This window comes from Spirochaetota bacterium, from assembly GCA_038043445.1.
In the GTDB taxonomy this organism is placed as follows: domain Bacteria; phylum Spirochaetota; class Brachyspiria; order Brachyspirales; family JACRPF01; genus JBBTBY01.
This window is the reverse complement of the sequence record JBBTBY010000039.1, coordinates 1-13,859: the sequence shown is the minus strand read 5'-3', so window position 1 is coordinate 13,859 and position 13,859 is coordinate 1. Positions and strand designations below refer to the sequence as shown.

The 13,859-nt window shown below is 54.2% G+C and carries 16 protein-coding genes; 9 read left to right on the top strand and 7 right to left on the bottom strand.

Translation table 11 applies throughout. The annotated features are described in order from the left end of the window. The first annotated feature begins 2 nt into the window (after window positions 1-2). From AABZ39_05835 to crcB, 4 genes are all read left to right on the top strand, one after another. Window positions 3-320, top strand: a complete 318-nt coding sequence (locus AABZ39_05835; protein ID MEK6794274.1) for a DsrE family protein — start codon at window positions 3-5, stop codon at window positions 318-320. Between the two features lie 127 nt (window positions 321-447). Beyond that, window positions 448-1,008, top strand: a complete 561-nt coding sequence (locus tag AABZ39_05830; GenBank protein ID MEK6794273.1) for a hypothetical protein — start codon at window positions 448-450, stop codon at window positions 1,006-1,008. 160 nt (window positions 1,009-1,168) lie between these two features. Then, on the top strand, window positions 1,169-1,660 hold the full coding sequence (locus AABZ39_05825; GenBank protein MEK6794272.1) for a PilZ domain-containing protein: 492 nt from the start codon (window positions 1,169-1,171) through the stop codon (window positions 1,658-1,660). A gap of 63 nt (window positions 1,661-1,723) precedes the next feature. Next, window positions 1,724-2,110 (top strand): fluoride efflux transporter CrcB, encoded by a 387-nt coding sequence (gene crcB / locus AABZ39_05820; GenBank protein ID MEK6794271.1) that lies wholly within the window; start codon window positions 1,724-1,726, stop codon window positions 2,108-2,110. Between the two features lie 18 nt (window positions 2,111-2,128). Here the strand turns inward: crcB and AABZ39_05815 are convergent, their stop codons facing one another. From AABZ39_05815 to AABZ39_05800, 4 genes are all read right to left on the bottom strand, one after another. After that, the gene (locus AABZ39_05815; GenBank protein ID MEK6794270.1) at window positions 2,129-2,905 is read right to left on the bottom strand and encodes a sugar phosphate isomerase/epimerase family protein; all 777 of its coding nucleotides are present in this window, start codon (window positions 2,903-2,905) and stop codon (window positions 2,129-2,131) included. Window positions 2,906-3,083: 178 nt separating this feature from the next. After that, entirely contained in the window at window positions 3,084-3,947 is an 864-nt protein-coding gene (locus AABZ39_05810; GenBank protein ID MEK6794269.1) for an alpha/beta fold hydrolase, read from the bottom strand. A gap of 30 nt (window positions 3,948-3,977) precedes the next feature. After that, a complete protein-coding gene (locus AABZ39_05805) occupies window positions 3,978-4,952 on the bottom strand; it encodes an aldolase catalytic domain-containing protein (GenBank protein MEK6794268.1) in 975 nt (324 codons plus the stop codon). 87 nt (window positions 4,953-5,039) lie between these two features. Beyond that, a complete protein-coding gene (locus AABZ39_05800; GenBank protein MEK6794267.1) occupies window positions 5,040-5,474 on the bottom strand; it encodes a response regulator in 435 nt (144 codons plus the stop codon). A gap of 239 nt (window positions 5,475-5,713) precedes the next feature. Here AABZ39_05800 and AABZ39_05795 point away from each other — a divergent pair, with 239 nt between their 5' ends. Beyond that, window positions 5,714-6,136, top strand: coding sequence for a response regulator (locus AABZ39_05795; protein ID MEK6794266.1), 423 nt, complete (start codon window positions 5,714-5,716; stop codon window positions 6,134-6,136). A gap of 33 nt (window positions 6,137-6,169) precedes the next feature. Further along, entirely contained in the window at window positions 6,170-7,483 is a 1,314-nt protein-coding gene (locus tag AABZ39_05790) for a HAMP domain-containing sensor histidine kinase (protein ID MEK6794265.1), read from the top strand. Between the two features lie 7 nt (window positions 7,484-7,490). On the opposite strand, the gene AABZ39_05785 is transcribed toward AABZ39_05790, so the two are convergent. After that, complete coding sequence (locus AABZ39_05785) at window positions 7,491-8,195, bottom strand: hypothetical protein (protein MEK6794264.1); 705 nt, start codon at window positions 8,193-8,195, stop codon at window positions 7,491-7,493. Window positions 8,196-8,471: 276 nt separating this feature from the next. Continuing rightward, entirely contained in the window at window positions 8,472-9,014 is a 543-nt protein-coding gene (locus AABZ39_05780; protein MEK6794263.1) for a thioredoxin-like domain-containing protein, read from the bottom strand. A gap of 168 nt (window positions 9,015-9,182) precedes the next feature. Between AABZ39_05780 and AABZ39_05775 the strand changes: the two genes are divergently transcribed. After that, window positions 9,183-10,385, top strand: a complete 1,203-nt coding sequence (locus tag AABZ39_05775; protein MEK6794262.1) for an ATP-binding protein — start codon at window positions 9,183-9,185, stop codon at window positions 10,383-10,385. Window position 10,386: 1 nt separating this feature from the next. Continuing rightward, the gene (locus AABZ39_05770; GenBank protein MEK6794261.1) at window positions 10,387-11,724 is read left to right on the top strand and encodes a sigma-54 dependent transcriptional regulator; all 1,338 of its coding nucleotides are present in this window, start codon (window positions 10,387-10,389) and stop codon (window positions 11,722-11,724) included. A gap of 50 nt (window positions 11,725-11,774) precedes the next feature. On the opposite strand, the gene AABZ39_05765 is transcribed toward AABZ39_05770, so the two are convergent. Continuing rightward, on the bottom strand, window positions 11,775-12,110 hold the full coding sequence (locus tag AABZ39_05765) for an ORF6N domain-containing protein (protein MEK6794260.1): 336 nt from the start codon (window positions 12,108-12,110) through the stop codon (window positions 11,775-11,777). 431 nt (window positions 12,111-12,541) lie between these two features. On the opposite strand from AABZ39_05765, the gene AABZ39_05760 reads away from it, so the two are divergent. Beyond that, the gene (locus AABZ39_05760; GenBank protein ID MEK6794259.1) at window positions 12,542-13,741 is read left to right on the top strand and encodes a CsgG/HfaB family protein; all 1,200 of its coding nucleotides are present in this window, start codon (window positions 12,542-12,544) and stop codon (window positions 13,739-13,741) included. Window positions 13,742-13,859 lie beyond the last annotated feature (118 nt).

The window sequence follows — 13,859 nt, the reverse complement described above, 5'->3', positions numbered from 1 at the left end:
CGATGAAAATCGGTATCATTCTCGAAACAAAAGAACCGGAAAAGTCATGGAATGCATTCCGGTTCGCCGTCGCATCGAAAAAAGGGCATGAGGTCAAAGTATTCCTCATGGGCGAGGCGGTCGAATGCGAGAGCATCACCCATGAGAAATACGATACCGCAGTGCAGCTTAACGCGTTCGTCGACGCGGGAGGTGTCATTCTCGCGTGCGGAACGTGCTTGAGATCGCGGCACATGGACGCCTCTGCGGCGTGCCCCATCTCCACTATGACCGATTGTGTCAACATGGTGGAATGGGCGGATAAGGTCATAACGTTTTAAAGGGCGCGGCCGAAGTCATGCCGCACATATCGGGGAAGCAGGATCGATTGACTATTGTTTTTAGATTTGTACGTTATGCACGTCCTGACAGCAGAGATGCTGAAAGTAAATTCAAGGAGATAAGCGTATGATCCGTAAGCTTATGATCGCGGCGATCGCGTGCGGCTTGGCAGTATCAACATCGTTCGGGGCTGCTAAGCCGCTGGCCATAACAAGCTGGTTGAAGCCGGGAAATTTCATGATGGAAGTCGGGGCGCACTATAGTTATTTCGGGTTCGGTGTCGGCGGCGGAGTTGAATTCGTTTTCGCTGAATGGAGGATCGCCGACGTTGTCCCGCTTCAATTCGGTATTACCGCTCGCGGATATGCGGACTTCGTCCCGTGGTGGGCGTGGGGCTCTTCATTCGGTGTCGGCGGCTTGGCGACGGTCCATTTCAGTATAAAAAGCCTTAAGCTCGGTATTACCTTCGTCGACAATCTCGATTTCTATATCGGCCTTGGCGTTGGGTTCAATATCGTGCCGGGCTGGAACACCACGTATTTGTGGTATTGGAACCCTACCGGGATAGGGTTTTGGTCGTCCGATGGCGTGAACTATTTTATCACGGAGAACCTCGCCATTTTTGCGGAATACAATTACTACGGCGGGAATTCCGGCGGCTCGCTCGGGCTGCTTCTCAAGATATAACATTGTCCGGGCGGCGCGGAACGCCGTTCCAGGTAACATAACAGAGCGGCACCTGCGTTCGCCGTTCAGATATCCGATTAGTTACATAGCTGTATCGTTGCGGTCCCGGTCGGATTATATGGTACCATATACCTGTCGATAGAACCGTGCGGAGCCGTACATGCACTTGAAGACAAATATCAGCGTAACAGCACATCAGAAGCTGTCTTCCCTGCGCCGGCATATGCCCATTGCGGAGATAGTCCCGGTCAAAGCACGGCCCGGACGTGAGGAGCTGAAGCGTTTCGCCGTAAAGCCGAAGAACAATAGAAAAAGCGGCCGTGTACGGGTATCGTTCGAGGCGCGTTATATTTTCGGGAACACACGCTCCACATGCCTTGTCACCGATCTGTCAATGACGGGGGCCACGCTCAAGGTGCAGCAATTCTTCACCGAGGGCGATATGCTTACGATAATCTTCAAGATACCGGACATGGGCGATTTCTCGCTCATGAGCAGGGTGCGTCACGTCAAGGGCGGAAGGATAGGCATTGAATTCCTTTCGCATACGGCAGAGGATGTACGTGTGCTCGCTGAATTCATAAAACGCGAGACGACGATAGCGCTCCATGAGTTCACGCGGAAAAAAGCGCAGATGCATGCCGGTTCGTAGCGCCGCAGGCTGGTCCGCGCCTTGACATTTTAATCTCGCTCACCTATAGTCAGCCGCACGAGCATGGATAAAATAGTATACATCGCGCTTGGCGGGTCGATAGGCGCTGTCTCGCGCTATCTCGTGAGCGCGGCGTCCCAGAAATATCTCTCGAGCATCGCCCCGTGGGGTACGTTCATCGTCAATGTGAGCGGGTGCTTCATCATCGGTTTTCTCTGGAGCTTCGTCGAGGAGAGGATCATATCGCCCAATGTGCGATTGTTCCTATTCACAGGCGTGCTCGGCGGGTATACGACGTTCTCATCGTTCGGCCTGGAGACGTTCAATCTCCTCCGCGATGGGGAAATGCGTCTTGGCGTTATGAACGTGCTCATGAGCGTCGTGCTCGGCATCGGATGCGTGTTCCTCGGATATGTTCTCGGCAGGGTGATGATCAAAGCGGTCCGCTGAAAAAATATTTGGAGATGATCAGCGATACGTTTTCAGCGTCGCTATCTCCCGCGGGAGATGCGTTTCATACGGTTCCCAGTTTATCCATTCGCCGCTCGCCGCTCCGGTGTAGCCGATGCCCCGAACGAGCGCAAGCGCTTTTTCGTGATCGACAATACCCGTGCCGATGGGCGCGAGCGCGTCGTTCTTCCAGTCATGGATGTGCATGTGGCGTATCCATGGTTTGAGCGCTTCGAACGATGAGCCTATCGTCGCGAGACCCATTCGTATCGGATGCAGAATATCCCAGTTCGCGGCGATGTTCGGATGATCCACCCGCGTGAGCACTTCGGCGACATGCGCGGGGTCGCACCAGGCGTCATGCGTTTCCATACAGACGATGACATTGTGTTTTGCCGCGGCGTCAGCAAGCCGCCTGAGCGATGAAACAACGCCGGCTATCGCTTCCTCGCGCGATATAGTATCCGGAAAAACACCGCCGAACACGCGCATCGTCGGCGCACCGATGTCGCCGGCAAGCGTGATGCGCAGAAGTGCATCGGCTGTCATCGCCTCGCGTTTTGCCGGATCGGCGAATACGCATGAAGTGGCGAGACAGGATATCGCTTTGCCGGAACGCGCAACGGCTTCGCGTACACGCTTCCGATCATCACCGGAGAGCGTAACTTCAATGCCGTGTGTATGGCCTGAATCGAGGCGGAGTTCAACCGAGTCGTAGCCGAATCGCTGTGCTGTCGCGAGCACTTCGGCAAGAGCGAGCTCCGGGGTCGAGAATGTCATGAATGAGAATTGCATCGATAGACCTCTTCGAGAATTATTATGGAGAAGATAGGTATATCGATCGTTCGAAGAAATGGACGAAAGCTCAAAACGTATGGAGAATATCGGTCTATGCCCGGCTATTTGAGCGATGCGGCGATCTCGCGATGGAGACGGGCGGCAATGCCGCGGCACTTGTTATTCTTTGGTATGATCACGAGAGATGCTTGTTCATCCAGGCGATCGCGTAACCGCTTGAGAGCGTGAACGATGTTCCTTCGTATACGGTGAAATGCCGCGCATGCGGGATGATGTGAAGCTCTTTGGGCTCGTTCGCCGCAGCGAAGAGCGCCTTCGATTCGCTTACCGGACAGACGATATCGTCCTCGGCGCCGATGATCGAGATGGGGACGCAGAGCGCCGGTACGGCATCCTCGGGGATGTATTCGATGATATGCTTGAGCGTGACGAGCGGTATCTTCGTTCGAAGCGTCTCGTGCTTCTGCATCATGCCGCCGTAGAACGCTTTGGAATCGTCATCGGTGAGTATCTGATCGGGCGCGAGGAGCATTTTCTTGTTCGTCGTCACCTCGCGTTCCCAGACCTTCTGTATCGTTGCGCGCACCTTCGCTTTGCCCGCTTCGTCCTGGCCGCCGAGCACCATGCGCTCGCCGCTCGCGAACGTTATCTGCACGACGAGCGCACGCACGCGCTCATCGTATGCTGCGGCATGTATCGCGTTCGCCCCGCCGAAGCTCGTTCCCCAAAGCCCGATGGCATCGCGCCGGACCTCGGGACGCGTCTGCAGATACGTCATCGCGTTTCGAATGTCGGCGACCTGTTCGAGCGGAACGAATCGCCCCCGCTCGCCCTCACTCTCGCCGAAGCCGCGGTAGTCGAAGACGAGCGCGGCGTATCCGTTGTTCGCGAACGCCTGTGCATATGCAGGGAGCAATATTTCTTTTATCCCGGCGAAGCCGTGACAGAGCACGACGGCCTTTGCGGGCGTTGTCGGCGGCAGATAGAGATGACCGGCGATCTTATTCCCTTCCGAAAAGAATGTTACGCTCTCGACCATGCTCTTCCGCTCCTTGATCGGTGTTGGCCGCTATTGATGCGCGCCTTTACGGATATCCTCTTCCGCTTCCGGGGTGACGAGTGTGTCGTAGAATTTCACGAAGTCGTCGCGTTCGGGCGTATCGCGGAACTTGATGGCAACGCGCGGGTGTTCGTTGAGCACGCCGGTTATCATATACGGGATGATGTAGCCCCATTCGATCTTTTCGCGGAGGGGGAGATATTCCTCCTGAATGAGCTTTAAGACCGGGCGCAGTTTGTATTTCGGGTTCTGCAGAAAGCTCAGGAGCAGTTCCAAACAGCAATTGCCCGGCCCGCGGCCTATGCCGTATACCGACGCATCGAGCATGTTCGCCCCGTCGATGATGGCCTGTACGGTATTGGAGAAACCGAGCTGGCGATTGTTGTGCGTGTGTATGCCGATGGTCTTCCCGGGGAGCGCGTCCTGATATTTCTTCACGAGATGCGTCACGTCCTCGCTGTACATGGCCCCGTAGGAATCGACGACATAGATCGTCGGGATGTCGGTTTTCGAGAGGTCGTTCAATGCCTCATCTATCTCACGCTCGAGATTGGTCGACACCGCCATGATATTGACCGTGGTCTCATAGCCCTTATCGCTTATCATCCTGCACAGATCGATGGCCTTATCGACTTCCTTTATATAGCAGGCGACCCGTATCATCGAAAATGGGGATTCGCTTTTCTTGACGATATCCTTGTCCTCGACGCGGCCGATATCGACCATGCAGGAGAGCGGCACGCGCGGCTCTATCCCGTCGATGACGCGCTTGACATCATCATCGGCAGAGAAGCGCCACGGACCGAATTCCTTCGGATCGAACATCCCCTTGGAGGCTTTATAGCCGATCTCCATGAAGTCGACGCCCGCCTCGGCCAATGCCTGATACGTGGCGCGGACGAAGGCGTCCGAGAACTGCCATTTATTGATGAGCCCGCCGTCGCGTATGGAGCAGTCGAGCACGCGAATTTCCTTGCGATACATGGGGATATGTCCTTAGACCGGAAGCTCCGGTGAATTGGAGGTCATACTAACCGATGGCATGCATTGCGTCAAGGGTGCGGCGCGTTCTTACTTGGGGTTCAGTGCGAAGTATTCAGCCCACGGACTCCTGTTCATGCGTACGAGTTCATCAAGTTTCTTGAGGAGCACGTCAGGATTCACTGGCTTGCCCTCGAAGGCGTCGATGGGTACCTGCTCATCCTCTGTGCCGGGATTAAAGCCGTCACTATCCGCGCTGTCCAAGGCGGTTATCATGAATATCGGAATATGTGCTGTCGCGACTGAGCGACGAATATCAAGCGGGAAGTTGAGTCCTGGCGTGTCGTTCAGCATGAGCATGGCGTCGAGGATGATGACAGCGGGACTGGCTGTGCGCGCCTGTGTAAGGGCGTTCGCGTATTCATATGCTTTAAGCACAGCGTATCCGTTCGATTCAAGGAGAATGCGCATTCCCTCGACGATATCAGCATCATCATCGATCACTAAAATGGTCGCTTTCGGCATGGTGTCCTCCCTCAAGGCGCATCGCTTATATACTAGTGTTTCTATAGTATATATCAGAATATACCTCTTTCACGTGATCTCGTCAAGCGCATGAGCGGCCATTCGTGCCCGATGACTTGACAGGACGGGAACGTTAACTATACTGTACAGGTAGGATTTAAACACACCGATGCGCCTTCACCTGTATCCTGCAGGATCGAATTTCATGCGGCACTTGCCGAGAGAAGGAGCGAAGAATAATGGCAAAGATACTGATCGTTGATAACGACATCGACATCGTGGAATCCATCACCATGGTGTTGCGCCATCGCGGGCATACGGCTGTCGCCGCGTACAACGGCGCGGATGGACTTACAAAGGCATACGCTGAGAAACCCGATTTGATCATACTCGATGTCATGATGGAGACCATAGAGAAGGGGTTCGAGGTATGCGCCGCGCTCAAGAGCGATGGGTCAATGCGGCAGATCCCGATCATCATGCTGACCGCCATAAAAGAGCTTCCCGATATGAATTATCGGCTGCAGGACGACGGAGCCGCTGTCGATACCGATGACCCGAAGGCTGCAGCGACGCTGAAGCCGGAGGCCGATGCGTTCTATGAGAAACCGATAAAGCCCGAGGAACTGCTCAGGAAAGTGGAAGAACTGCTTGCCCGTTGACAACGATATATGCGCTGAGGAAAAGAAGCAGATATGACCCACAGTGTGGACGAGGTCGCCTGGGCGGTGACAATGCGTTGGCTCGCTGCCGCAGGGCTTGCGGCGGGTGCCTTCGCTGTCGGTGCCTTCGGCGTCACCATAGAAAAGACCCCGATACTCATGACCGCGGTGTGCATTGCCGTGTATAATACAGGGTATGCTGTCTTCGTCGCGGGGCTGAGACGCAGGAAGGTCACCGCTGCTCCGCGTTCGCTCGCGAATTCGCAGGTGATACTCGACCTTATCTGCATTACCGTTGTCCTTCACTTCACCGGGGGGGCGGAAAACCCCTTTATGTTCTACTATATCTTTCACGTCGTCATTTCGGGGATCATTCTGCCGGCACGGTATTCCGCGCTCATGACGCTTTTCGCATCGGTGCTCTTTCTCTCGATGGTATGGCTCGAATATGCGGGTGCGATAGCGCATCATGCAGTGCTCAATTTTCTGCCGGCGCCCCTCTATTCGAACACGTTGTTCGTCATATGTGTATCGTTCGTCTTCGTGAGCCTCATGTTCATCGCGCTGTACATGGTCACGAACATCGCGGGGCGTCTTGCTGAACGCGAACGTCGTATTGCGGATGCGAACAGGCAACTGAAGGAAAAGGACCGCGTAAAGAGCGAGTATGTGCTCCGTGTTTCACACGACATCAAGGGGCATATCGCTGCGATACAAAGCTGCATACATCCTGTTCAGGCCGGGATAACGGGGCCGCTCACCGATGATCAGAAGAACTTGCTCGATCGCGCCGAAACGCGGACGGAGCATCTTCTGGCATTCGTGAAATCGCTCCTGAACCTCACCATCGCCCGTCTGAAAGAAGGGACCGACAATGAGCGGTTCGATATCGCGCGTACGGTGTCCGGTGCCATCGAACTCGCGCTCCCAACCGCCAAAAACAATGATATTGCCATCGATTCTGATCTTGCGCATGACTGTCCAGCGCTCGTCGGTTCATCCGCGGAGATACAGGCGGCGTTCCTTGAGCTCATCTCAAACGCGATAAAGTATACGCGCGCGGGCGGAACGGTGCGCGTGACCATCACCTGCGGACAGGATGCCGTCATCGCAACGGTGTCCGATGACGGCGTTGGTATTCCCGCCGGGGAACTGCCCATGATATTCAATGAATTCTATCGTTCGTCACGTACCGCTGCCGATGTAAGCGGAACGGGACTTGGCCTTGCGATGACCAAGCATGTCATCGAAAAGCACGGGGGTGTGATTCATGCCTCATCGGTGGAGGGGCGGGGGACCGTTTTCTCCATTGAGCTGCCCGTTCCACCGGTAAGAATATCGGGGTAGGCGCTTTTCATTTTTTCGAGCCGGCAATAAATAGTGCTTTCTTTTTATCCCAGGAGAATATGATGGTCTCATATTTCGGCATGGCAAAGAATGCTGCGTACTCTGCCTTCTCTTTGCTGCTCAGCCAATCCGCGGTGCGATACAGCTCCGCTTTTCCGGAGAACACCATGAGTGTTGTAACGATGTCGGTGCCGTAGCGCGGGAGTTCGGTACGGATCATGTACAGATGCGTTTTCCCGATGACCGATTGTATGCGTTTGATGTCATGGGGATCCTTCAGGAACAGCGAAAGCGATATCATCGGAGCGCATTCGGCGGTGCGGTCAACAAGCATGCCGTCGCGCAGGATGAACATTGACAGAGCGCTGTCACCGGCGACCCCGTTGAAGGCGAACTGATTGAGCGCAATATGCGGAACGCCGGATGCGGCAATGAACACCGCGCACGCATGACCCGTCGTGCCGCCGCCGGTGCCGGGGTCTTCCACGAAGAGATAACCGTTCGGTATGTCCACGGTCGGTTTCAGTTGTTCCTCGATAATTGACGGTGTCGTATACACGCCGTTCTTCAGGGTAAGGATGAATTTCGGGTGCTTGAACGCCTTGTCCGGTATCATACGATAATAATCGACAATGGTCAGTCTGTCGGCGGCCGGCAGCGATATGATGCAGACAGCTATCGCCGCCATTGCGAGGGAGAGGGAACGTTTCATACGCGCCTCCGGGAATAGTCGTGATGCAGCATGCCGGAAATGCCCGATCGCGGACGATGCACGTTCGCTGCACCAGCGCAATGTTCCCGGAAGTATATGCCGGCGTCCGCGAGTCGTCAAGCGGAGATCGGCCGGCGTTTTTGACACGCGAGTGACTTGCTGGTATGGTATCATCAAACACCCGTACCGCCTCGCTATGCTTGTTCAACGGCTTCGCTTACGCGATGAACGCAGATAGAAAGGAGATTTGGCATGGTTTTTTGCTTTAAAATGAACTCAACGTTTCAATGCGGCGTTGAGGTCGTTCAGTACTTTCAGCGGGCCGACATACTTGCCGTTGACATAGCTGTCGGAAACGACCTCGTCATTCTCGTTCAGCAGTACAAGGCAGGGAATACCGGTGCCGCCGTATTTCTGTTTCAACGTGTTTCTTGCGCCGTCCTCTGAAAAACGAACGGCGAGCCACGGCATAGCATCGGTTTTCATATAATCAAGCATTGCGCCCTCGTTTGCATCCGAGCTGACAAGCACAACTTCGAAATTATGATTGGTCTTCTTCGCCTTGTAAAATTTCACCAATAACGGCGTGAATTTGCGGCAAGGCGCGCACCAGCTCGCCGAAAAGTACACCAGGAGATAGCGCTGCTGAGCGATGTACGATATGTCGCGTTTTTCGTTTTCCGGATTTACGAGCGTATCGCCGACGGTAAAAAGGAAAAGCGAATGATTATCTTTTTTTTCATCTTCGGGGACGACCGGTGTGGAGACCAGGAAAAGTACGATACAGGCGGCGTACGGCAGAATACGATGGTGTATCATTGCGTTCTCCGTCGAAAGCGGCAATTGGAAATGTTGCGATCCGCGACGAACAACAATAGACATAGTATACATTCGTTGTATACCGGCGTCAATCATCGGCATTGATGCGAAAAGAGATTGACACCCCCGGCACTCTGCACTATACTGCGTCGTATCCGGGAAACATCTATGAAAGACACGCTCTCATTCCTTGAAAACGTGATACAGCGTTTCGATACGCTTTCCGCCGAGGAGGTAAAACGCCTGTTCGTGCAGGTGGCGCGCGAGTATGCCGTGAGCGCGCTTATCATCGATAATCTCAGGGACGGCGTCATTGCGCTTGACCGCGAGAACCGCGTGCTCGCGGCGAACAAGCAGGCGGCGTTCCTGCTCGGCGTCGGCGCCGATGACCGCGGCAAGGACATCAAAGGGGTGTCGCTCCCCGATTTCCGCGACGCGCTCATGGAGGCGCTCGCTGCCAACGAGAATGTGCGGAGGACCATACGCGTGGAGCGAGAAGCGGTGCCGCGCATCATCGATCTTGAGGTGCTTTCGCTCGGGCAGTCGGGCGTCATCAAGGGATCGCTCATCATCGCTTCCGACATCACCGAGGCGGCGGGCAAGGACCAGGAGATGAAGCGTATGGAATATCTCGCAAGCCTCACCACGCTTGCCGCCGGTGTCGCGCATGAGATAAAGAACCCCCTCGGGTCGCTCGATATTCATATTCAGCTCATCGAACGGCTCCTGAAACGGCAGGATCAATCATCCAAAGATGTGAAGGACATGCGGGGGTTCATCTCCATAGTAAAGGAAGAGATATCGAGGTTGGAGGATATCGTCAACAGCTTTCTTTTTTCGGTGCGGAAGATCAATCTCGATCTCAAGCCCGTGCGTGCGGGCGATCTTATCGCCGAGACCGTGGGGTTCCTCAAATACGAGATAGAGCGCGCGAAGATAAAGGTGGATGTGCGGCTGGACGAAGGCGTGCCGGTGCTCGAGGCCGATCAGCGCTATATCAAGCAGGCGCTCATCAATGTCATACAGAACTCCGTCGACGCCCTGGCCGATTCGCGGACGCGGCGCATCGATATACGCGTGAGCTACGATGAGATGCACAATGCCGTGCAGATACGCATGCGCGATACGGGCGCGGGGATAGCGAAGAAGGACATGGGCAAGTTGTTCGAGCCGTATTTCACCACGAAGACGTCCGGCACCGGGCTTGGGCTTACCAATGTGTACCGCATCATCAAGGCGCACGGCGGCGAGGTGACGGTGGCGAGCGATGAGGGGAAGTACACCGAGGTGACCGTATCGCTCCCGGTGACCGTGGCCGAGCGCAAGCTCCTGGAAGACACGCATCTGAAGACACAGAAGACCGAGGTATAGCATGGCGACCGTACTTATCTGCGACGATGAAAAGAACATACGCGACGGCCTTCAGAAGTCGCTCGAGTATGAGGGCTATATCGTTGAAACGGCCGAGAACGGCAAGCAGGGCATACAGCGCGTATATAAGGGCGGCGTCGATCTTGTGATAGCCGATCTCAAGATGCCGGAGATGCCCGGCGAGGAAATGCTCGCGGCCATGCTCGAGTTCGACCGCCACATCCCGGTCGTCATCATAACCGGTCACGGCGACGTGGAGAAGGCGGTGGAGATGATGCGCCTGGGCGCCTACGATTTTCTCACCAAGCCGCTTAATCTCGACAAGCTCACGCTCATCGTCGCGCGTGCAATCGAGAACAAATCGATGCGACGCGAGAAGGAAGTGCTTGAACGGCGTGTCGATTATGACGGGAATTTCCACGGCATGGTCGGGCGTTCGCGTTTCATGCAGCGCGTGTATGAACAGATACGCAGCGTTGCGCCGACGAAGGCAACCGTGCTCATCGAGGGGGAGAGCGGCACCGGCAAGGAACTTGTCGCCGATGCCATCCACGCCCTTTCCGACAGAAAGGACCAGCCGCTCATCAAAGTGAACTGCGCCGCGCTTTCCGAGGGCGTGCTCGAGAGCGAATTGTTCGGTCATGAGAAGGGCGCGTTCACCGGTGCGCTCGGCCGGAAGATAGGCCGTTTCGAGGCGGCCAACCGCGGCACGATATTCATCGATGAGATAGGCGAGATATCGGCGGCGCTTCAGGTGAAGCTCCTGCGCGTGCTCGAACAGCATATCATCGAGCGGGTCGGGTCCAATGATCCGGTGCCGGTGGACATACGCATCATCGCTGCCACCAACAAACGGCTCGCCGACGAGGTGAAGGAAAAGCGTTTCCGCGAGGACCTCTACTATCGGCTGAACGTGGTGCGCATCGATCTACCGCCGCTCCGCGACCGCCGCGAGGACATACCGGTACTCATCGATAATTTTCTCAAGGAATTCTCCCGGGAGCACAAGAAAGAGATAACGCAGACAGCGCCGAAAGTGTATAAGATACTCTCATCGCATCAATGGGAGGGGAATATCCGTCAGCTCAGGAATACCATCGAGAATATGGTCGTCATGGCGCGCGGCACATCGCTCACCGAGGATAATATCCCCGATGAGATAGCGGCGAAGGCGTCCGCGGGGAATTCGTTTTCCGTGGACGAGATGGTCACGCTCGATGAACTTGAGAAGCGATACATCAATCATGTGCTTGCGGCAACACAGTTCAATAAGCTCAAGGCGGCGAAGGCGCTGGGGATTGAACGGGCGACGCTGTATCGGAAGATAGGGGAGGAGTAGGGGGCGCTGCCGCGCCGAGAAAGACCGCAACTTGCAGCGGTACACAAGTATCATTCTTTCTGTATGAAACCTATCTTTCGCTTCGGCATGATCTCCTCGTTCAGCATTTTCTCAAGAACTTCAAAAACAATGGTGAATTGCTTGGCATATTTTTTATCCATTTCGTTCAATCTTGTTTTTAATTCTTCATACGACGCGAGCATGCTGCGTATGCGGGTAAATGTCCGCATTATCGTAATGTTCACTTGCATTGCCCGCTTGCTGCTCAAAACACTTGAAAGCATGGCGATACCCTGCTCGGTGAACGCATACGGAGCATAGCGTCTTCCGCCCCATCTTGAGGTCACGATCTGTGATCTCAAAATAGTATATTCCTCATCGTTCAAGCGGAGAAGAATGGAAAAAAAAAGAAGTGTCGCACGGAGGCCACGGGGCTCACGAAGGGGGACGCACCCCTAACCCCCAGCCCCTTCCCCCTTTTTCAAAGGGGAAAGGGAGCGCTTGTTGTGTATCATAAATTATCGTCTTGATGGAATGCGTTATTGCCGGCTTGGCGTGAGACTTGTCTACATGTTCAGGGCGATGGGAATACGATCGGGGAAAGAGAATGTCACGCGAAGACGCGAAGACGCGACGAGGGAAAAGAAAAAGAAGAAGTGTCTCACGGAGTCCACGGAGCTCGCGGAGGATAAGACGATAAAAGAAATTGGAGGAAGTGATGCCGTTTTTGTCTGTGTGCAGTACGTATGACGCAAGAATAATTGACAAACCTCAGCGTTTCGATATAATCAGCGCATAATTTATACGGAGAAACAAGATGTTCAAACGCGTGATCGTATCGCTTCTCATCATTACCGCGGTATTTGCAGCCGAAAAAAAACCGCGTGTTGCCGTGCTTGCGTTCAATGCCAAGGGTGTGTCGACGCTTGAGGCTGAGACGGTGACGGAATTGTTCTCGTCCGAGCTTGTTTCCTCACGCGCTTTTGATGTGCTAGATCGGGCGAATATGGATAATATTCTCAAGGAACAGCAGTTCCAGCAGACCGGCTGTACGGAGACCGCCTGCGCGGTGAAGCTCGGGAAACTGCTTAACGTGGAGTTCATGATATACGGCTCGGTCATGAACGTCGGTGATAAATTCTATGTATCGGCGAATATGATAAATATTGAAACGTCGAAGATAGAAAAGTCCGGCAAAGAGATCGCTGACAGTTTTAAAGAGATAAATTCAGCCATTCGGCGTCTTATTGAAAAGCTTACCGGCGTGACCATGGAAGAGTCCGAAAAGGGCACGAAAATAAAGTATTTCGGACGGATCACATCGGTGAATGGGAATGAAGTGACGATGAACGCAGGTTACGATGACGGTGTACGCCCCGGCGAGGATTATATCGTTCTTTCAGGGAGAAAGGTCAAGCGGCGCAATGACCAGAGCGGTATGATGGAGAACGTCAATGAACGCACCGAAATAGGGAAGTTGAGGTTCGTGACGGTAAATGCGACCGATTCAAAGGGGTATATCACGGCAGGTTTCGTGCCGGCTGGAAGCATGGTAGATCTTAAGACTGTAACCGTAAACAATGTCAGCCCATTGGCTGTTTCATTGGTTTCGATAATATCTCCCGCTGCCGGAGCATTTATGGTCAAAGATAATCTTGGTGGACAGATATTAGGTGTGTCTTTGGAGTTATATCGAGCATTTTTTGTTTTTGATTTGATATTCATCCGACAAACCTATGTGCCTTGGGTTGGTGATACTTATAGAGGTGGGATTACCCAATGGTTATATTCATCTGGCGGATATTTAAGCGCTGAAGCATTCGTTATCGCGATCGTTTACTTAAGCGGAACTGTAGTGAATGTGGTCATATCGACAATTGCAGCAAATTATAATGCAAGTAAATACGATGAGCTTTCCAAATTCGCTTACGGCAATGAACTTTCTCCGATATCGTTCGCAATAGTACCGACACCGAATTTCGACGGAATGAGCGCGCGGTTCGCGTTGCGCTGGTAGGCACAGCCGGAATAGACTTCCGCACAGCGTCCTGCCGACACTCCGCACAGCGTTGCCGACACTCCGCACAGTGCTGCCGATGTCCCGCACAGTGCTGCCGATGTCCCGCACAGTGCTG